General features: G+C 65.6%; 18 protein-coding genes and 1 tRNA gene. 9 read left to right on the top strand and 10 right to left on the bottom strand.

All coding sequences use genetic code 11. The features are described 5' to 3' along the window. Positions 1 to 66: 66 nt before the first annotated feature. Together ABWP22_RS07545 and ABWP22_RS07540 are read right to left on the bottom strand one after the other, a co-directional pair. Positions 67 to 2,976, bottom strand: a complete 2,910-nt coding sequence (locus tag ABWP22_RS07545) for a TonB-dependent receptor (RefSeq protein ID WP_353199342.1) — start codon at positions 2,974 to 2,976, stop codon at positions 67 to 69. Between the two features lie 236 nt (positions 2,977 to 3,212). Further along, positions 3,213 to 3,701 carry a hypothetical protein gene (locus ABWP22_RS07540; protein WP_353199341.1) on the bottom strand — a complete coding sequence of 163 codons (489 nt, stop codon included), beginning with the start codon at positions 3,699 to 3,701 and terminating at the stop codon, positions 3,213 to 3,215. A 195-nt stretch (positions 3,702 to 3,896) separates the two neighbouring features. Between ABWP22_RS07540 and ABWP22_RS07535 the strand changes: the two genes are divergently transcribed. The 4 genes from ABWP22_RS07535 to ABWP22_RS07520 all read left to right on the top strand — a co-directional run bounded on the left by ABWP22_RS07535 (position 3,897) and on the right by ABWP22_RS07520 (position 8,962). Further along, positions 3,897 to 5,336, top strand: coding sequence for an FAD-binding oxidoreductase (locus tag ABWP22_RS07535; protein ID WP_353199340.1), 1,440 nt, complete (start codon positions 3,897 to 3,899; stop codon positions 5,334 to 5,336). 136 nt (positions 5,337 to 5,472) lie between these two features. Continuing rightward, positions 5,473 to 6,231, top strand: a complete 759-nt coding sequence (locus tag ABWP22_RS07530; protein WP_353199339.1) for a SapC family protein — start codon at positions 5,473 to 5,475, stop codon at positions 6,229 to 6,231. 83 nt (positions 6,232 to 6,314) lie between these two features. Beyond that, entirely contained in the window at positions 6,315 to 6,728 is a 414-nt protein-coding gene (locus ABWP22_RS07525) for a hypothetical protein (RefSeq protein WP_353199338.1), read from the top strand. Positions 6,729 to 6,853: 125 nt separating this feature from the next. Then, the gene (locus ABWP22_RS07520) at positions 6,854 to 8,962 is read left to right on the top strand and encodes a TonB-dependent receptor (protein ID WP_353199337.1); all 2,109 of its coding nucleotides are present in this window, start codon (positions 6,854 to 6,856) and stop codon (positions 8,960 to 8,962) included. A gap of 224 nt (positions 8,963 to 9,186) precedes the next feature. Here the strand turns inward: ABWP22_RS07520 and ABWP22_RS07515 are convergent, their stop codons facing one another. After that, entirely contained in the window at positions 9,187 to 10,059 is an 873-nt protein-coding gene (locus tag ABWP22_RS07515) for an N-formylglutamate amidohydrolase (protein ID WP_353199336.1), read from the bottom strand. 111 nt (positions 10,060 to 10,170) lie between these two features. Between ABWP22_RS07515 and ABWP22_RS07510 the strand changes: the two genes are divergently transcribed. Beyond that, positions 10,171 to 10,245 (top strand) — tRNA-Val (locus ABWP22_RS07510). A gap of 40 nt (positions 10,246 to 10,285) precedes the next feature. Here the strand turns inward: ABWP22_RS07510 and ABWP22_RS07505 are convergent. The 4 genes from ABWP22_RS07505 to ABWP22_RS07490 form a co-directional block, all read right to left on the bottom strand. Next, on the bottom strand, positions 10,286 to 11,452 hold the full coding sequence (locus ABWP22_RS07505) for a glycosyltransferase (protein WP_353199335.1): 1,167 nt from the start codon (positions 11,450 to 11,452) through the stop codon (positions 10,286 to 10,288). A 100-nt stretch (positions 11,453 to 11,552) separates the two neighbouring features. Beyond that, entirely contained in the window at positions 11,553 to 12,089 is a 537-nt protein-coding gene (locus ABWP22_RS07500; protein WP_353199334.1) for a DUF2141 domain-containing protein, read from the bottom strand. Then, the gene (locus ABWP22_RS07495) at positions 12,086 to 13,051 is read right to left on the bottom strand and encodes a hypothetical protein (protein ID WP_353199333.1); all 966 of its coding nucleotides are present in this window, start codon (positions 13,049 to 13,051) and stop codon (positions 12,086 to 12,088) included. The genes ABWP22_RS07500 and ABWP22_RS07495 overlap by 4 nt, the downstream gene beginning before the upstream one ends. A gap of 96 nt (positions 13,052 to 13,147) precedes the next feature. Continuing rightward, positions 13,148 to 13,909: a 3'(2'),5'-bisphosphate nucleotidase CysQ gene (locus ABWP22_RS07490; protein WP_353199332.1), complete on the bottom strand. Its 762-nt coding sequence runs from the start codon at positions 13,907 to 13,909 to the stop codon at positions 13,148 to 13,150. Between the two features lie 140 nt (positions 13,910 to 14,049). On the opposite strand from ABWP22_RS07490, the gene ABWP22_RS07485 reads away from it, so the two are divergent. Genes ABWP22_RS07485 through ABWP22_RS07470 form a run of 4 tightly spaced genes read left to right on the top strand, consistent with a single transcriptional unit; the run spans position 14,050 to position 17,295 of the window. Continuing rightward, entirely contained in the window at positions 14,050 to 15,351 is a 1,302-nt protein-coding gene (locus ABWP22_RS07485; protein ID WP_353199331.1) for a spinster family MFS transporter, read from the top strand. Further along, positions 15,329 to 16,234 (top strand): haloalkane dehalogenase, encoded by a 906-nt coding sequence (locus tag ABWP22_RS07480; RefSeq protein WP_353199330.1) that lies wholly within the window; start codon positions 15,329 to 15,331, stop codon positions 16,232 to 16,234. Before ABWP22_RS07485 ends, ABWP22_RS07480 begins: the two co-directional genes overlap by 23 nt. 3 nt (positions 16,235 to 16,237) lie before the next feature. Continuing rightward, a complete protein-coding gene (locus ABWP22_RS07475; RefSeq protein WP_353199329.1) occupies positions 16,238 to 16,648 on the top strand; it encodes a DUF1330 domain-containing protein in 411 nt (136 codons plus the stop codon). Beyond that, positions 16,645 to 17,295 carry a 2-hydroxychromene-2-carboxylate isomerase gene (locus tag ABWP22_RS07470; RefSeq protein ID WP_353199328.1) on the top strand — a complete coding sequence of 217 codons (651 nt, stop codon included), beginning with the start codon at positions 16,645 to 16,647 and terminating at the stop codon, positions 17,293 to 17,295. The genes ABWP22_RS07475 and ABWP22_RS07470 overlap by 4 nt, the downstream gene beginning before the upstream one ends. Before the next feature lie 148 nt (positions 17,296 to 17,443). Here ABWP22_RS07470 and ABWP22_RS07465 read toward each other — a convergent pair whose 3' ends face one another. The 3 genes from ABWP22_RS07465 to ABWP22_RS07455 are packed head-to-tail and all read right to left on the bottom strand — an operon-like array spanning position 17,444 to position 20,833. After that, a complete protein-coding gene (locus ABWP22_RS07465; protein WP_353199327.1) occupies positions 17,444 to 18,097 on the bottom strand; it encodes a YoaK family protein in 654 nt (217 codons plus the stop codon). Beyond that, positions 18,067 to 19,800, bottom strand: a complete 1,734-nt coding sequence (locus ABWP22_RS07460) for an arylsulfatase (protein ID WP_353199326.1) — start codon at positions 19,798 to 19,800, stop codon at positions 18,067 to 18,069. The genes ABWP22_RS07465 and ABWP22_RS07460 overlap by 31 nt, the downstream gene beginning before the upstream one ends. Next, positions 19,787 to 20,833, bottom strand: a complete 1,047-nt coding sequence (locus tag ABWP22_RS07455) for an MBL fold metallo-hydrolase (RefSeq protein ID WP_353199325.1) — start codon at positions 20,831 to 20,833, stop codon at positions 19,787 to 19,789. Before ABWP22_RS07455 ends, ABWP22_RS07460 begins: the two co-directional genes overlap by 14 nt. Between the last annotated feature and the right edge of the window lie 18 nt (positions 20,834 to 20,851).

Raw genomic sequence — 20,851 nt, 5'->3', positions numbered from 1 at the left:
GCTTTGGGCAATGTGCAAAGGGGCGGCTGTTGCCAGCCGCCCCCTCACGTGTCGAAGCGAAGTCGATCAGAAGCGGAAGCCAGCCGCCACACCATAACGCCGGGGTTCCAGCGTGAAGATGTTGGTGAACAGGCCCGACGACTGGTCGGTGACATACAGGCCGGTGACGGCGCTGTTGTTGGTCAGGTTCTGCACGAAGCCGCGCAGATACCATTTGTCGTCCTTGCCGTTGAACTGCACCTGGGTGTTGATCACGGTGTAAGACGGCACGCGGTTGATGAAGCCATTGAAGATGTTGCCATAGCTGGAACCAGTGTGGGCAAGATCGACACGCGGCACCAGGCTGGAGCTGTCACCGATCTCGAAGGTGTACTGGGCACCCGCCGAGAACTTGTACTGCGGCGCCTGCGGCAGTTCGTTGCCGCGCAGGTTGGACAGCACGCCTTCGGGCAGCATCTGGAACTGCGTGCCGGCACCCACGGCCTGCAGCACACCGCAGATGCCGAAGGCACCGCCAACACCGGTCGGCAGACCGCTGTCAGCCGGGAAATCAGCCGGTCCGCGCAGGCCAGCCCCGGCCTGCAGGCCCGGGATGGCACCGGCATTGATGGCGTTGTTGGCGCCGGTCACGAAGGCACGGGTGGCGGCCTGGCCACCGGCGCCGTTGTTGACGACGGCGCAGTTCGAACCGTTGGTGATGTCCTTGATGATCACCGCATCGCTGCGGTTGCCGGCCGGATTGCGCGGGTTGGCCAGGAACTTGTCCGTGGCCACGCGGGTCTTGAGGTAGGACGCATTCATGTTGACGACGAAGTTGCGCGTCGGCTGGATGATGAATTCGCCTTCCAGACCATAGACCACGGCATCGACGTTGTCGTTGACCGAGGTGCGGGCCGTGATGCGCGACAGCTGCAAGCCCTTGTATTTATAGTAGAAGGCTGTGAGGTTGGCGCGCAGCGCTCCATCGAGGAAGCTGTTCTTCGAACCGATTTCGAAGGCGTCGACGAATTCCGGCGTGAACGTGTCCGGCACCGCGAAGATCGGCTGCAGCGGCGGGTTGATACCGCCCGATTTGTAGCCGCGGGAGTAAGAGGCATAGATCAGATTGTCGTCGCTGATCTTCCAGTCGAGCACGACCCGGCCGGTGACAGCCGTCTGGCTGACACCGCGGATCGAGAAGGGCTGGATGCCGGCGCGATTGGGATCGCCATCGAAGCCTGCCGCTGCCGGCGAATTGAAGGCACTGCCCCTTGTGCCGAACGGCACGAAGAAGCTGGCCAGCGTCGACCGCGCACTCACGTCCTTCTTGTCGCTGTTGTAGCGAATACCCGCCGTCAGCTTCACAGTGTCGGTGAAGTTGTAATAGGCTTCACCGAACAGGCCATAGCTTTCCAGCGTATAGCGTTGTGTGTTGTTGCGGAAGAACGGGGTGCCGAGGAAGCCGCCATTGGCCGCGCCCAGCACGCCGACCAGATAATCGATGCCCCAGCTGTTCACATAATAGCTGTTTTCCGGCAGCACGGTGTCGACATAGATGCCGCCGACGAGGAAGTTGAACTTGCCTTCGAATTCCGAGCTGATGATGGCTTCCAACGTCTTGGCGCGGACGATCTGGTTGGACCGGTCATAATCCTGCGGAGTGGAGAAGCAGTTGCGGAGCCCGCCATAGGCTCCAAGGCCAGATTCTTCGGTCTGCGACGTGCAGAACTGGCTGCCGCTCGAAATGGCATTGACCACATTGGTCAGGCCCGGGATGCCAGCCGAAACAGCACGGGCGGTCGCCAGCGCTGCAGTCGCCACTGCCGGATTGAACACGCTCTGGTTGTAATCGACCGAGCTGTCCACCGCGTTGCGCTGGTACATGCCGGTCAACTGCGCCTTGATGCCGCCGAAGTCATGCTGGATGCGCAGCATATACTGCTCTTCTTCGGCGAAATATTTCGGCGTGTAGTCGGTGCGGATCTGACGCACGTCGGTCGGCTGGGTGTGGCCGGCATAATTATACGGATCGGGGGCATAGAGGCTGCCCAGGCCGAGCGCACCGAAGCCGGCACCGCCCTGCGTGGTCAGGAACTCGCGGCTGGCCAACGTGCCGACGAAGGTGGAATTGGCGTTGATGAAGCCGTTGTCCAGCCGGCCGGGCAAGCAGCCCAGCACGCCGGTCGGGTCCGTCTGGCACAATTGCTTCTGGTTGCGATTGCGATCATCCTGCTCACGGAAATAATAGGCCATCGCGTCGATGGTGGTATCGGGCGTCGGCTCCCAGCGGACGCTGCCGCGGATGGCATAAAGATCGCGGCCATCGATGCGGCTGTTGTTGAACACATTGGTCGTGTAGCCGTCGCGCTTCAGATAGGTGCCCGCCACGCGCACCGCCAGATTGTCGGTGATCGGCAGGTTGAACATGCCCTTCAGGCGCAGCGAATCGAAATTGCCATATTCGACTTCGCCAGCGGCGTGGATTGCATCCATCTTGGGCTTGGCGTTGACGAAGTTGACCACGCCGCCGGTGGCATTGCGGCCGAACAGCGTGCCCTGCGGGCCGCGCAGCACTTCAACGCGCTCCAGATCGAAGAATTCGGTTTCGAACAGGCGGGTGGCGAACAGCGGCATGCCTTCGGCGTGGATGGCGGTAGCCGAATCGCAGGTCACGCCGACGCACAGATCGCCGATGCCGCGGATGGTGAAGCTGGCGCCGGTGAAATTGCCCTTGGTGAAGGTGACGTTGGGCAGGGTCAGCTGGATATCGAGCGGATTGTTGATCTGCTGGCGCTGCAGCGCTTCAGCCGAAAAGGCGGTCACCGCGATCGGCACGTCTTGCAGGCTTTGCGCCGTGCGCTGCGCGGTAACGACGATTTCCTCGATTCCGTTGTCCTCGGCTTGGGCGGCCTGCTGAGACCAGGCCGGCATGGCCCACAAACCGATGACAGATGCGCTGCCGACCAGCGCAAGACGGAATCCCGATAGCTTCTTCATGTGCTTCCTCCCCGTTAACCCAGATGGAAGGACCCTTTTGATCGGCTCTGATGGCCGGGCCCCGTTCCATTGCATGAGGCCGCTTGCCGGCCCGTTGTTGCAACAATCAGTTTGGACAGGCATCCGGGGCTTTGTCCAGACGGTGGACAAGAAGTGCCGCCATGGCGGCGTCGTGACGCACGGCCTGTGGCCTTGCTGCAACAGTTTCAGCGACATCTGGCAGTAACAGCCCGGCCTCAACGCCGGCGCGGCTTCCGCACCGGCGGCACCGCCACGATCGCCGCAATGCCGCACTCTCCGCCCGACCGTGCACCAATGGCATCGCGCCCGGCACACAGCAGGCCGGCCTGTTTCTGCTGGTAGTAAAACCCCTGATAGAAGGACAGCGCCGGGCATTCCTGCGCCAGGTGCATGCGCCAGCGCCGCCCGCCCTTCATCGTCAATTCGATGGCGCGATCACCATAAAGCTGGGCGCCGGCAACCGTGCCGATGGCGATGCAGCGATGATGACCGGCGCGCGGTGGGGCGGGCCGCGGCGGCGCGGCCGGATCCAGCATCCCGCCCGGTCGCACCGGTACCCGCCGCCAGGCCTGGCCATCAAAGCTCTGCGGCAGCGTGCGTGATGCCAAAGGCTGCGCCATCAACGGCCCGGCAGCCAGAGCAGCAGCCAGCAGCACCGTGGTGAGCCAGCAATGTGCCCCCACTGCCTGCCTTGTTGTGCCCATCCAAATCGCCAATCACGCCACCTGTGCCAGCTTTGGCTGACGTTCAGCCGCAAGCTGCCGCGCTGTTGCGGCCGGGGCGTTGAACCATGACTGAATGATGGCACGCAAGCGACTTTGATGGTGTTGGCGCCGGCTGCCCATGGCCCAAGCCCTGCCGGGGGTTCTGCCAGGCCGCAAATCGGCTAAAAGCGCAGGATGACCAGCCCAGTTGCCGCCCTGCGCCCGCCCCCGCCAGCCGCCCTCGCAGCCCTGAAAGCCGCAGCCGGTGCGGATTGGACCGACGATGCCGCGCTCATCGCCCCCAGCCTGACCGATTGGCGCGGGAAGTTCACCGGGGCAACGCCGCTGCTGTTGCTGCCGCGCGATGCTGCCACCGTGGCGGCCATCGTGCGGGTGGCCGCCGAACATCGTGTCGCCCTGGTGCCGCAAGGCGGCAACACCGGCCTGGTGGGGGGCGGCATCCCGGCGGCCGACGGCTCGGCCGTGCTGCTGTCCACCCGCCGCATGAACCGGATCAGGCGGGTCGACGCCGCCGGCCAACTGCTGGTCGCCGAATCCGGCGCGATCCTAAGCGATGTCCATGCCGCCGCTGCCGCCGCTGGTCTGGCGTTTCCCCTGTCGTTGGGCGCCAAGGGCTCTGCCACCATCGGTGGGCTGGCAGCGACCAACGCCGGCGGTGTGCAGGTGCTGCGCCACGGCACGATGCGGGCACTGGTCGCCGGGCTGGAAGCGGTGCTGCCCGATGGCAGCATCCTCAATCAACTGCACGGCCTGGTGAAGGACAACAGCGGCCTGGATCTCAAGCAGATGCTGATCGGCGCCGAAGGCACGCTGGGCATCATCACCGCGCTGGCGTTGAAGCTGGTGCCGGCCCCGGCGTATCGCGCCATCGGCTGGGCCGGCGTTGACCGGCCACAGCGCGCTTTGGCGCTTCTGGCGCGATTGCGCCAGTTGAGCGGCGGGCAGGTCGAAAGCTTTGAACTGATGCCGGCCGATGGCGTGGCGCTGCTGGAACAGCAATTCGGCCTGCGCCCGCCCCTGGCCGGGGTGCATCGCTGGCAGTGCCTGGTGGAACTGGCCGGGCCGATGCCGCTGGATGATCTGCTGGCCGAAGGGCTGGCTGATGCCGATGATGCGGTGATCGCGCAAAGCGAGGCGCAGGGCCAGGCGCTGTGGCGGCTGCGCGAGGAATTGCCGCTGGCCGAACGCCGCGATGGCCCGGCCGTGCACCATGATATTGCCGTGCCGGTGGCCGACATGCCGGATTTCGCCGAGTCGGCCACCGCCCGCGTCGAAGCCGCCTTTCCCGGCGCGCGCGTCATGGCCTTCGGCCACCTGGGCGACGGCAATCTGCATTTCAACGTGCGCGCGCCCGCGCCGGATGCGCTGGTCGCCGATCGATTGGCAGACGAATCGCCAGTCGCGTGGATTGCCGCCCGCCACCAGGCGATCACCGCCCTTGTGCATGATCTGGTCGCAGCGGCTGGCGGATCGATTTCGGCCGAACATGGCATTGGCGTATTGAAGCGCGCCGATCTCGCCCGGCTCGGTGATCCGGCACGATTGGCTGCAATGCGCGCGATCAAACGGGCGCTGGATCCGCTCGACATCATGAATCCGGGGAAGATCTATTGATCATGTGCCGAATTGGTTCCGTCTGGCCGGGCTTTGCATAACCGGGTCGCACCATAGTCTTGCACTGAATTCATCAGCGCACTAGGAAAGCGGTTCCAAAATCGTCCCCTCGAGTCACGAAAGATCATGTGTCCCCATGGCCAGCCAGCCTCCTGCCAATCAGCTTCCGCTTTTCTACAACAGCCTGGCGCCGTTGTCGTCGCAACTGCACCCCAACCATGGCCTGAAGCCGCTGGGCAATCTGGCGTTCACGCGCGGCACGCACGCCATTCCGGTGACCGTGGACGAATTTCCGCTGGTGCAGCGCAATTATCCGATCGTGTTCGGCGTGGGCGACAATCCCGCTCCGCTGGCTTTGGTCGGCCTGCAGGAAGGCCAGAACCTCTACGTCGGCGCCGATGATCAGTGGGAAGCCAATCTCTATATTCCGGCCTTCGTGCGCCGCTATCCGTTCATGCTGGCGCGGTTGACCCCGGATGCGCAGGAACTTTCGTTGTGCTTTGATGATGCCGCCGGCATCGTGGTCGATAACGACGGCGAGAAATTGTTCGACGGCACCGATCCGACCGACACCACCAAGAATATCCTGGCGTTCTGCGAGCAGTTCGAACAGGCCGTGGCCCGCACCCGCGGCTTCATGGAGGAACTGACCAAGGCCGATCTGCTGATGGACGGCGAAGTCACCATCCAGCGCGAAGGTCTGGCCCAGCCGGCCGTCTATCGCGGCTTCCGCATGGTCGATGAACAGAAATTGCAGAATCTGCGCGGCGACCAGACCCGCAAGATGGTGCAGTCGGGCCTGCTCGGCCTGATCTATGCCCATCTGTTCAGCCTGTCGCTGATCAGCCCGCTGTTCGAACGTCAATATGCGGCCGCGACGGCACCGGCGGCCTGATCCAGCAACCAGATTGAAAAAGGGGGCGATGGCCGTTGCCATCGCCCCCTTTTTCATGGCCGCGGATCAAGGGCCGATGATCAATGCAGCGTCAGCGCGCCGTGATCGTCGCAGTGGCTGCCGTCGGCGCCGGCGTGGACATGTTGCAGCCGGCCATCGGCCAGATAATCGACATGATCGCCATGCGGCACAGCCTCGTGACCGCAATCGAGCCCATGCACATGATCACACCCCGGCGTCGCGGCGCAGACATCGGGATTGATGGCAGAAACCGCAACAACATGTTCATCCACATGGTCGCCGTGGACATGGTGGAGATGGCCGTCGTGCAGATAATCAATATGGTCATCATGTCGGACGGCGGTATGGCCGCATCCGGGGCCGTGGACATGAACATGCTCGGAATGGACTTGGCAGTTCATTGGCAGACCTTTCCCAAACAGGCAGTCGTTCGTTCCGGCAACCGTTGTGACGTATGCGCAACTATCCAATGTTAAGAACGTCATCCGCTTGTCGCCAGTGACACGTTGTTGAACAGGCTTGACATGATACATAGTATCATCATATCGCCACAACCAGGCAACCAAGGAGCCGCCGGTTCCAATCACATGAGGCGAATTCGATGATCGTTCGTGCGTCCGTTGCTGCCGTCTTGCTGCTGTCAACCGCCATGCCCGCGTTGGCGCAGGATGCGCCGCAAGGCACGCCGACGACAGATGGCCAGCATGACAGCATTGATCCCGAAATCATCGTGAGCGCGCCCTATGCGCGGGATCGCAAACTGGTGGCCACCGCCGTCACGGTGCTGCAGGGCGATGCCTTGCAGCTGCAGATGCGATCCACCATCGGCGAAACCCTGGCCCGCCAACCGGGCGTGAGCGCCAGCTTCTTCGGCCCCAACGCCTCGCGGCCGATCCTGCGCGGCCTGGACAATGAACGCGTGCGGGTGCTCACCGATGGCATCGGCAGCTTCGATGTCTCCAACACGTCCGTGGATCACGCGGTGGCGGCCAATCCGCTGCTGGCCGATCGCATCGAGATCTTGCGTGGGCCGGCGGCGCTGCTGTTCGGGTCGGGCGCAATCGGCGGCGTCGTCAACATGCGCGATCTGCGCATCGCGCGCGAGGTGCCCGACGGCGGGGCGCATGTCGATGCCAGCGCCGGCGTCGGCTCGGCCGCACGGGAGCGCAATTTTGCCGCCGCAGTGAATCTGCCGCTGGGCGCGGGCTTTGTCGCCCATGTTGATGGCAGCTTCTTTCAATCCGATGATTATCGCACCGGTGGCTTTGTCTATAGCGAGGGTCTGCGCAAGGAAGCCGCGGCCGAAGGCGGCGATGTCGCCGAAGACGCACAGGCGCGCGGCCGGGTCGACAACAGCGCCGGGCGCACCTGGGATGTCGCCGGCAGTATCGCCTGGATCGGCGAGAACGGCGCGAATTTCGGCTTGGCCGTCAGCCACCTCGCCAATCGTTATGGCATCCCCAACAGCCTTGAGATCGAGCATCACGACGAAGACCATGGTCACGCGGAAGATCATGAGGAAGAGGCGCACGCCCATGAAGACATTACGCTCGACATGCGTCAGACTCGCGTCGATCTGCGCGGCGCGGTGCCAATGCCGGGCCCGTTCAAGGAACTGCGGGTGCGGGCCGGCTGGGCCGATTATCGCCACGACGAGATCGAAGCCGATGGCGCGATCGGCACCAGCTTTTTCAATCGCAGCTGGGAAGCGCGGGCCGAACTGGTGCAGGCCGATCGCGGCGGCTGGCAAGGCGCATCCGGCATGCAATTTTTCAGCCGCAATTTCAACGCAGTGGGTGAGGAAGCCTATATCCCCGCCAACGAAACCCGCCAGTTCGGCCTGTTCACCCTGCAGGAATTCGATCTGGGCAAGGTGCGGCTTGAAGGCGGCGCGCGCTATGAACACGCCCAGGTGTCATCCGCTGTTGTCAGTCGCGATCGCAGCTTCGATGCGCTGTCCGTGTCGGTCGGTGGCTCGGTCGATCTGGGCAGCGGCTTCCGCTTCGCGTTGAGCGGCGCGCGCACTGAACGGGCGCCAGCGGCAGAAGAATTGTTCGCCAATGGCGCCCATGCCGCCACCAGCGCCTTTGAAATCGGCAATCCGGATTTCAGCAAGGAACGGCAGCTCGGCGCCGAAGCGGTTCTGCGTGGCCGCGGCGATGCCTGGCGGATGGAATTGTCGGCCTTCATCAATCGGTTCGACAATTATATCTTCCTCGATCCGACCGGCTTGGAAGAAGATGGCTTGCCGGTGTTCCAGTATCGCCAGACCGACGCGCGCTTCTGGGGTGTGGAAGTGGAAGGCGCGCTGAAGGTCGCGCAACTGGGTGCCACGCGGGTCGAGGCCACCGGCCTGCTCGATTTCACCCGCGCCACCGTGCTGAACGGCGGCGGCGCCGTGCCGCGCATTCCGCCGCTGCGCATGATCGGCGGCATCGAAGCCACCGGCGGCGTGGTCGGCGGCCGCGTCGAGGTTGAACATGCCACGGCGCAGGATCGGCTGGCGGCGTTCGAAACCCGCACCGCGGCCTATACGCTGGTCAATGCCAGCCTGTCGTGGAAGCCCTTTGGCGTCGATTCGCCGTCCACGCTGATCGTGCAGGCCAACAACATCTTCGATGTCGAAGCACGCCGGCACAGCAGCTTCCTGAAGGATGTGGCACCGCTGTTCGGCCGCGACATCCGGGTATCGCTGCGCGTGGCGTTCTGAGCTTGGATCAAATCGGCAAGCGCAGGGCTTGAAATCCCCGCGCCACATCCCAGATCATGGGAACGGCGGCACTGCTTCCCCCCTTGCGGTGGCCGCCCGTGGCACATGCCTGCCACATCTCCCCGGGTGCTCGACCGCCCGATGTCGCGCCCGAACCGGCCGCGCCGGCTTTCCCCCCAGCCGGCGCGGCCTTTCGCGTTTCAGGGGCATTCATTCAGGGGCGGTCATTCAGCGGCCTGGGCAAAGGGCGGAGCGGCCAGCAAGCGCGGCCAATCGGCCAGCAGGCGCTGCGCCAACCCGGTAAAGGCCGCGCGCACCCGGCCAGCGCCGCTGTGCAGGGTCAGGCGATGCTGATCCAGATACAGGGCGCGATCGATCTCGATCTGCACGGCATGGATGCCGCTGTCCGGTTGGCCGTGGCGGCGCGTGGTGTGGCCGCCGGCATAGGGGCTGTTGCGTGCCACCCGCCAGCCCTGGCGGCGAAAATGATCCTCGATCGCCGTCATGATCGCCGGGTGGCTGCTGCGGCCATGGCAATCGCCCAGCACGATCTGTGGCGGGCGCGGGCCCGAAGGCGATGGCATCGAATGGCAATCAATGAGCAGGGCGGCGCCATGCCGGCGGCGCGCGGCCGCAAGAATGCCGGCAATCTGATCGTGCCACGGGCGATGCAGCGCCGCCAGGCGATCGGCAGCTTGCCCAGCGGGCAGGCGCGCGGCGTTGATTTCCAGGCCATGGCCGGCCAGGCGCGGGATGACGCCCAGTCCGGCCAGCACCCGCTCGCTGATCGTGACGGGCACATCGAGCGCGCCGTCGAACATCGCCGGATCAAGTTCATCCGGCGCGCGGTTCAGATCGATCCAGCAGCGTGCGTGGGTGGCGCTGATCACCGGCACGCCCGATATGCCATCGAGCAGCGCATCGACAAAGGCATCTTCGGCACGGCGCAACTGCATCAGGCCGAGCCGCGAGCCGGCCAGCAGCGCCGTCGGGTAATGGCGGCCACTGTGCGGGGAGGCCAGCAGCAACGGCCAGCGGCCATCCGGTTCGCCCGTCAGGTGCCAGGGCGGCAGATCATTCGGGGTCGCGGCGGCCATTTCCCCTGCTAGGCCAGCGCCGCGCCGGCGCAAAGCTGCCAATTGACGCGTATGCGGCTGCCAGTGGGGCTTGCCAAGGCGAGGGGATGCCACTAACAGCCTCCAACCCGTGGACGCGTAGCTCAGTGGTAGAGCACTGTGTTGACATCGCAGGGGTCGCAGGTTCAATCCCTGCCGCGTCCACCATTCCCCAAAATCAGCCACCTGCCGCCGTTGACTTCAGCCCTCACGCCGCGCGGCGGCTGTTCACCACATCGGCATAGCCGGCGAACAGCTGCGCGAAATGCGCATCAATGGTGCGCGCCGTCGGGGCGGCAGCGATCGCGTTTGCCCGCAGCGCCGGCAACTGCGGGATGGCGGCGGCCACAACCCCGGCCAGGCTGGCGGCATCCAGTGATTTGAACGCGAGGCCGAGGCCGGGGGACAATTGGTCATAGGCGGCGCCTTCGTCCGGCACGATCAGCGGCAGGCCGCTGGCGCGCGCTTCGGCGCAGGCGATGCCGAAGGTTTCGGCCGGCGCGCCGTGCACCATCATGTCGGCGCTGGCCAGGATGCGGGCAAATTCGGCACGGTCACGCACCGGGGCGATCAACTGGATATGCGGATTTTCGCCCACCGCCCGCGCCACCGACGCCCTGGCATGGCCATCGCCCAGGATGATCATGCCCAATGGCCGGCCATAGCTGGCGGCGGTGACGCCGGCGATCACCATCGGCCATTGCTTTTCCGGGCTGTGCCGCCCCACGCCCACCAGCAGCGTGGCATCGGCCGGCAGGCTGCATTGTGCCAACAACTGCGCGCGCAGCGCCTCGTCGCGATTGGCGGGGGAGAAGACGCCCGGATCGACGCCCAGGGCATTGTCGACAATCTTGGTCAGCCCGCCATCGCGCAGTCGCTTCGACAGGCTGGGCGCGGCCGAGATCACCTGATCATAACGCGCGTCGAGCCGGCGCAGATAGCGCCAGAACCAATCGAAGCCGCGATCGATGGCATGGCGCGGCAACAACCCATCGAGATAGCGATAGACCCAGGCCGACAGCGGCTCGGCGTGCATGAACAGGCTGCGCGGTGCGGCGCCCGGCCAGGCGGCCACCGCCGCGGCACTGCCCCATGGCGAGGAACATTCGATGAAATCCGGCTGTTGCTGATCCAGCACATCATGGATGATGCGGTCATTGGCGAAATAGAAATAGTTGCGATCAAGCGGGAAGCGCGGCGATCGCAAGCTGATCAGGCGGGCGTGCCCCACCTGGCGCACGCTATCGTCAGCACCCGGCACCACCACGGTCAATTGCACGCCATGCTGCTGCGCCACCTCCAGCTTGCGGTGGGTGTAGGTGCGGATGCCGCCGCCATCGGGCGAATACAGGGCTGAAATATCAACGACGTGCATGCGGATGACCCATGCTGATCATGGTGGCTGGCGTGCGGCTGCACCATGCTTTCTGCGTGTGCGCTATCCGGGTCAAGCCCGCAAACGCCAGATGGCCCGATCAGTTCCGCTCGCGCAGCGGCCCGAAGCTGAGCAAGCCCTTGCGGTAATTCATCCGGATGGTGATGTAGGTGATGCCGGCCCCGGCCGCAACGCGCACCGCGGCGGCCTTGGGTTTGCCCAATCCCAGCTTTGGATTGTTCGGGAACCCGACGCCATCGGACGAAAGCCCGAATTTGCGATTGCTGTCGCGATCATGCAGAAACGCCAGTGTATAGCTGCCGGGCCCCGGCGTGCGGATGCACAATTGTGCCACGCCCGATGTGGGCACCGGAATTTCCACGCGGCGGAAGGTCTTGCCGCTGTTCACCAGCACATTGTCGTCCTGCAGGAAATCCTGATCATTGTCGGGATAGAGTTCGGCGCGCAGCACGCCCTGGCGATCCTTCAGGCCGGCCGCCGTGATGATCACCGCCGGGCCGGTCTCGTTCGGATGGCACTGGCCTTCGGCCTTGCCCAAATTGGGGCTGGATTCCACCTGCGCCGCCGCTGGTGCGGTCAGCCCCAGCAGCGCAGCCAGCAATATGCCTTGCTTCATTTCCGGCGCCATCCCACTGCTTCGCCGCCGACCAGCAGCAGCCCGAGGCCGAGATGGGTGACCAGCAACAGGCTGGCCATCATCGTCATCAGCGCCCCAACTTCGGCATCATGGCCGATCATGAACACGGCCAGCCCGGCAAACACCACATCCTTGTTGGGCAGGAAGGGCAGGCGCGACAACAGCATGCGCATTGCCGACAGCAGCACCCACAATTGCAACGATTCCGCCGGCAGGGCCAGATGCCAGCACCAGCCGGTCAGCACCAGCGTGGCGATCACACGCGCCATCTGCACCACCGTGACATGCCACAGGTCCGGCGTCGGCAGGCTGAACAGTTTCTTGCGGAAAAACAATATGCTGCTGGAAATCACCAGCATCACCGCCACCGATGCGAAAAATGCCGTGCTGTCGATGCCCAGATGCAGCGAATCGAGCAGCGGATAGGCCAGCACCATCAACACCAATGTGACGGCATTGGCCGCCATCGCCGACAGGATCGCCACATCCTTCACCGCCCCGAACGGCGCCGAGGTCATCGTCGTGCGCTGCCGCGCCCAGGTGTAGAAATAAAGATCGCCGACATAGCCGGTGATGAGTTCGTTGCCGATCAGCTTGCGCAGCAGCGCCAGAAAGCCATCGGCCGGAATCTGCCACAGCCGGCGGAAGATGATGAAATCGCCCAGCGGCCCGGCAAAATAGGACAGGGCATAGACCAGCCAGAACGCCGGCGCGCTTGGCACGACGGCGGCAACACGCGCCAGATCGACCTGCGCCAGTTGCATCAGCGCGGCGCCCAGCACGGCGAGCGTGATCAGCGTGCCCAGCCACCAGGTCCAGCCGCGTTCCGTGCGCGGCAGTGCAGGCAACTGCGCCGCCGACGGTGCTGGCGATGGATTCGGGGCCAGGCTGGCTGGGGCTGGGCTGGCGTCACTTGGGTACATGTCTGGCGCCAAACTCATTGATCCTTCCCGGCCCGTAGCGGCCCAATATGGCAATTTCAGGACGTGCACCAGTGCAGCGTGTGGATCAGCAGCGCGATACAACCGCTGCCGGTCCTACCCTCTCTGCAAACGCGCGACCGCCGCCAGCAGCTCTGCCTGCACGCTGCGGTGGCAGATCAGCACATCGGGCGTGATCGGCCGCGCCTGATTGAACAGCAGCGGCCGGCCATCGAGATGGCTGACCGTCAATCCGGCCGCCTGCGCCACGGCAGCCGGCGCGCCGCTGTCCCATTCATACATGTCGCCCTGGTGCAGATAGACGTCGGCCTCGCCGCGCAGCACCGCCAGGGTTTTCACCCCGGCGCTGCCCATCGGCACCAGCACCGCGCCGATCGCGTCGGCCAGTTTGGTGGCGATGCTGGCCGGGCGGCTGCGGCTGACGGCGATGCGCAAGGGACCTTGGGGCGGGCGCTGCGGCAACAGCAGCGCCGGCGGATGCGCGGTGCAGAAACATTGGCCCAGCGCCGGCTGCGCCACCGCGCCATCGGCGATGCGGCCATCGATGCTGAGGGCAACGTGCACCGCCCAATCATGGCGGCGCTCGCCATATTCGCGGGTGCCATCCAGCGGATCGACCAGCCAGACGCGCCGCGCGCCCAAGCGGCTGCGATCGTCGGCTTCTTCTTCGGACAAGATGGCATCGTCCGGCCGTTCGCGGCGCAGGGCGGTCATCAACAGATCATTGCTGGCCTTGTCGGCCACGTCGCCCAGTGCCTTGGCATCGGCGGGGCCGCTGCGGTGCAGTTCCATCAGCAACTGGCCAGCCTCGATGGCGAGGCGGCGGGCGAGATCGGCATCGGCATCGGATGGGCTCATGGCCGCTGCCCTGCCACCGGGCCGGGACGCCGGCAAGACCTGCGAATGCCGGCCTATTACATGCAAGTGGCTTGCCAGCCGGCAGCGCGACAGGCAGGTTGCCTGAAACCAACAAGATGGCCGGGTTTTGGGGAGACGCTATGGTTTCGACGGGACCGCCTGTGCAGGTGAAGCCGCGGCTGCTGCTGTGGACGCTGTTGGTCGTCTATATCTTCAATTTCATCGATCGGCAGATCGTGGCGATCCTGGCCGAACCGATTTCCCGCGATCTCGGCCTCACCGACAGCCAGTTGGGCCTGCTGACCGGCCTGGCCTTTGCGCTCTTCTATGCCACGCTGGGCGTGCCGATTGCGCGCGTGGCTGACAACGGCCGCACCAACCGCAGCCGGCTGATCGCGGTGTGCGTGGCCGTGTGGTCGGCGATGACGGCGCTGTGCGGCATGGCGCAGAATTTCTGGCAATTGCTGCTGGCCCGCATCGGCGTGGGCGTGGGGGAGGCGGGTTGCACACCCACAGCCCACGCGCTGATCGCCGACAGCCTGCCGCCCGAAAAACGTGCTGGCGGCATCGCGTTCTTTGGCCTCGGCATTCCGATCGGTGGCTTGCTGGGCACGCTGATCGGTGGCGGCATGGCGGAAATGCTCGGCTGGCGCGCGGCGTTTTTCGTCGTTGGCCTGCCGGGGCTGCTGCTGGCGGTGTGGGTGTGGTTTTTCCTGAAGGATCCGCGCGAGATGCGCGCGCCCGGCGTGGCGGCACCGCCGCGGCTGTCGATGTGGGCCAGCCTGAAGGCCCTGGCATCATCGCCGGCCTATTGCCTGTTGCTGTCCGGCGCATCGCTGGTGGCGTTCCTGTCTTATGGCAAGGGCGTGTGGGTGCTGGTGTATTTCCAGCGCACCCACGGGCTGAGCGTCGGGCAGACAGCGCTGTTTGTCGGGGTGACGCTGGGGATTGCCGGCATTGTCGGCACCTGGTTGGGCGGCTGGGCCGCCGATCGCTGGGGCCGGCATGACAAGCGCCACATGCTCACCCTGCCGGCCTGGGCGATGGTGCTGGCGGCGCCGATCCTGTTTGCCGGTTACTGGATCGATGATTGGCGGCTGGCGATTGCCTTGCTGGTGCTGCCGACCATCGCCAATTCGGCCTATTACGGCCCGGCCTATGGCGCGGCGCAAGTGCTGGCCCGGCCGGACACGCGGGCGATGGCGGCCGCATGGATGGTGTTTGCGCAAAATCTGATCGGGCTGGGGCTGGGGCCGCTGCTGTTCGGCGCGCTGTCGGACATGCTGAAGCCCGAATATGGCGCGCAGTCGGTGCGCATCGTGCTGTATTTTGCGGCCTGGGCCGGCCTGCTGCCGGCGTTGCTGTTCTGGCTGGGCGCCCGCGCGCTTGGCCGCGAAACCAAGGAAAGGGAATTGATCAATGCACGTGTTGCGAACGCCTGACGACGCCTTTGCCGGCATCGCCGATTATCCATTCGCGCCGCATCATGCGGACATCACCGATCGTGCCACCGGTACGGCCATGCGCCTGCATTATGTGGATGAAGGCCCCCGCGATGCCGCGCCGATCCTGCTGCTGCACGGCGAACCGAGCTGGAGCTATTTGTACCGCAAATTCGTGGGCCCACTGGTCGCCGCCGGGCACCGCGTGGTGGCGCCCGATCTGATTGGCTTCGGCAAATCCGACAAGCCGGCGGACCGTAATGATTACACCTATGAACGCCATGTCGAATGGATGAGCGACTGGCTGACCGGGCTCGATCTGACCGGCATCACCTTGTTCTGCCAGGATTGGGGCGGGCTGATCGGGCTGCGGCTGGTTGCGGCCTTTCCCGATCGGTTCGCCCGGCTGGTGATCGCCAATACCGGCCTGCCGATCGGCACCGGCTGGTCGGAAGGCTTCCGCGCCTGGCTGGAATTCAGCCAGAAGGTGGAGACCTTCCCCGTCGGCTTCATCGTCAACGGCGGCACCACCCGCGACCTGACGCCGGCCGAGATCGCCGCCTATGAAGCGCCCTTCCCGGACGAGACGTTCAAGGAAGGCGCGCGCCAGTTCCCGACGCTGGTGCCGATCACGCCGGAACACGCCAGCGTCGCCGAGAACAAGGCGGCGTGGGAGGTGCTCGGGCGCTTCGACAAGCCGGTGGTCACCTGTTTCTCCGACAAGGATGCCGTGACCCACGGCGGCGAGAAGCTCTTCATCGATCGCGTGCCCGGTGCCAAGGGCCAGCCGCACACGATCGTGCAGGGAGGCGGACATTTCTTGCAGGAAGACGCACCTGAAGAAGTCGTGCAGATCATCCTCGATCACATCAATCGGGGGTAAGCCATGCAAGTCGTCAATGAAACCGCGCCGCGTCCAGAGGTGATCGCCGGCTTTTTCGGCGATGCCGATCATGGCCCGATGGTCATGGTCAACCTGCTGAAGTTCAAGGACAAGGCGACCTATCCCGATGGCCGGGATCCCGAATTGACCGGGCGGGAAGCCTATGACCGCTATGGCGAGGCCGTGCGTGGCTGCCTGGAAGCGGTCGGCGGCCATGTCGTCTATCACGGGCCGGTCAGCGGCATGCTGCTGGGCCAGGTGGAGGAACAATGGGATGCGGTGGCGCTGGCCTGGTATCCCAGCCCGCAGGCCATGCTGCAGATGGTGGCGCTGCCCGAATATCAGGCCATCGAAATCCATCGCTACGCCGGGTTGGCCGGGCAATTGAACATCCGCACGAAACCACAAGCATGAGCCTCAGCTTCGACCTGTTCTGGTCGTTCCGCTCGCCCTATTCCTATCTGCTGCTGCCGCGCGTTGTCGATCTGGTGGCGACGCACGACGTGACCTGCAACGTGCGCATCGTCTATCCGATCGCGGTGCGCCAATCGGATTTCTTCCAGAAGGTCGATCCCTTGTGGATGTTCTACCTGATGAAGGACACGTATCGGGAATCGCAGTATCTGGGCATGCCCTATCGCTGGCCGCAGCCCGATCCGGTGTACATGGATCCGGCGACGCGGCTCTATCCGGCCGAGCAGCCTCATATCCACCGCTTGTCGATGCTCGGCATTGCCGCCACCGAGGCCGGGAAGGGTCTCGCCTTCATCCGCGAAGTCTCCCACACGATCTGGAGCGGCACGGTCGATCAGTGGCACGAAGGCGATCATCTGGCCGAGGCTGCGGCGCGCGCCGGGCTCGATCTGGCGGCGCTCGATGCCGCCATTGCGGCTGACCCTGACCATTATCGTGCAGCCATCGAGGCCAATCAGGATGCCCAGCGCGCGTCGGGCCATTATGGCGTGCCGTTGATGGCGCTGGATGGTGAGCCGTTCTTTGGCCAGGACCGGTTCGATCAACTGGTGTGGCGGCTGAAGCAGAAGGGGCTGCAGGCGCTGTAGTCTCAGCTCCCTCCCCCTTGCGGGAAGGGCGACTCGGCGCCAGCCGAGCGGGGTGGGGGGTTCCAATTGTGGCCACGTTGGTAACCCCCACCCCGCTCACGCCAAGGGCGCGAGTCGCCCTCCCCACACGGGGGAGGGCGTTTTGTCCCTAAGCATCGATCACCAGCGCCAGCCCCGCCGCCACCAGCGCCGCCACCGCCAGATTGGCCAGGCCCAGCCACGGCCAGGCCAGCGCGCCGGCCACGGCACCGCCAATCATCGCCAGCCACAGCAACAGCCACGGCACGAAGGCAAAGGCCGGCCCGCCGGCCAGCGCCAGGCCCAGCCGCTGGCCGATCTTCACCAGATTGCCGGTCATGAAGGTCAGGCTGATCTTCACGTCGCCGCCGGCTTCGAACACGCAGTTTTCGGCGCCCATCGCCATCGCCGCCAGCAGCAGCCCCGGCCAGGTCTGCCCGCTCAGCGCCAGCGCCGCGCCGGCCGCCAGCAGGCCGGCCACCAGCAGCAACTGCGAACGCCGCCGCTTGTGCTGCAACCGCCGGCCCACCAAGCTCGCCAACGTCACCCCGGCCACGAATGCCGCCAGCAGGCTGCCGGCCAGCAGGGCGAAGCGGGTCGCCTCGGCGAGGCCGATGCCCAACCGCGTGCTGTTGCCGCTCATGAAGCTGATGAACAGGCCGCCGCTGGCGAGGAAACCGACCGCATCGACAAAGCCGGCCAGTGCCGCCAGTGCGGCCGCCATGATCTGATCGCGCCGCGAATGATCCTGCATCAGCCAGCGCGCCAGCGCCGGCCCGTCCACAGCCCGGCCAGCAGCAGCAACAGCGCGGCAGCGATCGGCGCCAGCCGCGGGGCCAGCAGATCGTGCAGGGCATTGGCCTGGATCTGCGCTGGCGCGCTGTAACCGGCTGGCATCGGCAGCACCTTGTTGGCCTTGGCCCAGCGCCTCCATTCGGCCTGCATGGCCGACAGCAGAACCGGCTGCGCTGCCGCCAGATCGTTTGTCTCACCGGGATCGGCGTTGATGTCGAACAAATGCCAGCCGCCATCGCCATAGGGCGGCAAATTCTTCACCAGCTTCATCGCGCCTTGATAGAGCACGGCGTTGCCCGACAATTCGTAGCCAATGGCCTCGCCCTTTGGGTGGATGGCGGCTGCGGAGTTGGTGAGCGCCGGCAACAGCGAATGCCCTTCCAGCCCGGCGCGGTCGGTGACGCCGGCCACATCGAGCAGGGTGGGCGCCAGATCGACGGCATGTGCCGGTGCGCCCGCCACGCCGCCGCGCGCCTGTTGCAGGGCCGGCGGCAGCGACAGGATGAACGGCACGCGCACGCCGCCTTCCCAGGCGCTGAACTTGTAACCGCGCAAGGGGCTGGCCGCGGCGCTGGCCCAACTGGCACCGATATAGGTGAGGGTGCCCGGCTGGCCCTGGCGTTTCGGCGCCATGTCATATTCAAGATTGGTCGTGAAGCGGGTGAAGTCCGTCGCTTCGGGATTGGTGGCCTCCGCGCCATTGTCGGATACGAAGACGAACACCGTGTTGTCATACAGGCCGCGCGCCTTCAGATGGGCCACCAGCCGGCCCAGTTCGCGGTCCATCGCCGTGGCCATGCCGCCATAAACGGCCATGGCGCCGGCCCAGCGCGCGCGCTCCTCGGCGCTGAGCGCCTGCCAGTTGCGGGTGCTCGGCATCGTCACCGGCGCAACCGGTGGCAGCAGCCCGGCACGGGTCACGCCGCTGGCCCGCGCGGCGCGCAGTGCGGTCCAGCCGGCATCATAACGGCCCGTGTAAGGCGCTATGTCGGCCGCGCTGGCCTGCACCGGGATATGGTTGGCCAACAAGCCCAGCGTCGCAAAGAAGGGTTTGCCCTTCACGCTGTCGATCTGGCCGATGGCTTCATCCACGATCAGCGTGGAGGAATAGAAGCGCCGCGGCAGCTTTGCCGTCTTGCCGTCGCGCGTCCAGTCGGCGCGTTCATAAAGCAGGCGATTGGGCTTGTTCTCCCAATTGTCCGCCCCCGATTGCGACAGCGCCAGCGCGTGATCCCAACCGCGCGCGGTGGGCAGATCGGCGGCATCGTGCCCCAGATGCCATTTCCCGGCATAAAGCGTGGCATAGCCGGCGCGTTTCAACCGCTGCGCCAGCGTGGTGACGCCGGGGGCCAGCACCGCGTTGTAGCCGGGCTGGCCGCGATGTTCGGGCGGGATGGTTTCGGGCATGTTGCCCAACCCGGCACGGTGGCTGTTCACCCCGGTCAGCAGCATGGCGCGGGTGGGGGAACAACTGGCCGCGACATGGAAATTGGCAAAGCGCGTGCCCTGGCGCGCCAGGGCATCGATGGTGGGCGTCGCCATCTCGCTGCCGTAACTGCCCGGATCGGAAAAGCCCCAATCGTCGGCGATGATCAGCACGATATTGGGGCGGGCAGGTTGTGCGGCGGGCTGGGCGTGCGCGGTGAAGCCACTGCTGGCCAGCAACAGCGCTGCAACCCTAGAGCGAATCATCATCCACCGCCTTGCTGCCCACCGGCAGGTGCAGCACCAGGCCATCATGGGCAATGCGGATCGGCCCGCTGAACCGCGTGGCGGCGTCCCCCAGGAACGCCGCGTGCAGCAGGCGTGATGGCAGCGGCGGAGCGATGTGGGTGAGCAGCAGCATGCCGACCTTGGCCTGCGCGGCGATATCGGCGGCCTGTTCCGGTGAGGTGTGGTAATTCAGGATATCGCGGGTGATCTGCGCGGTGCGCTTTTGCCCGGCGCGTTCCAGCCCGGCCGTGATGCCGGCCACCAGCCGTGGTTGCAATGCTTCGTGCACCAGCAGATCGGCGCCCTTGGCGGCGGCAGCCACCGCCGGATTGGCCGTGGTATCGCCGCTGATCACCACCGTGCGGCCCTTGTAGGCCAGTCGATAGCCGAAGGCCGGCGCGATCGGCGCATGATCGACAGAAAACGCCGTCACCACCAGGCCGCCGGCGTTCCACACCTCGCCGGGGCCCACATCGCGCCCGGAAAACTGCCCGCCGCCGGTCGGCGTGATCGCCTCGCCGTGGTGCGCGGTGCGATAACCGGCATCGGCGTGGAGCATTTCATTATATCCCGCCGCCAGCCGCGCCGTGCCGGCCGGGCCGATCAGCGGCAGCGCGGTGCGCGCCGCGCTGCCCGTCCAGCGCATCAGCAGCGCCGGGCCCAGCCCTTCGATGTGATCGCTGTGCAGATGCGTGATCATCACCGCATCAAGCCCGCCCAGCGGCACGCCCCAGCCGGCCAGCTTGCGCGCGCCGCCATCACCACCGTCGATCAGCAGCAGATTGTCGCCTGCCTGCACCAGCAAACAGGATTCGGCACGATCCGGATCGGGCAGCGGCGTGCCGGTGCCGCAGAAGATCAGGGTGATGCCATCGGAACGCCCCGCCAGCGCATTGCGCCCGGCGCGTTGTTCGGCGACGCGGGCATAAAATGCCGCGCCCAACGGCGCGCGGCTCCACCACAGGCCCACCGCCAGCACCACCAGTGCAACCAGAAATCCCCACCGCCGCATCAGCGGACCCTAGGCCGC

The sequence above is a fragment of the Sandarakinorhabdus sp. genome, from assembly GCF_040398665.1.
In the GTDB taxonomy this organism is placed as follows: Bacteria; Pseudomonadota; Alphaproteobacteria; order Sphingomonadales; family Sphingomonadaceae; genus Sandarakinorhabdus.
The sequence above is the reverse complement of the archived record's forward strand: the minus strand, read 5'-3'. Positions and strand labels throughout refer to the sequence as shown.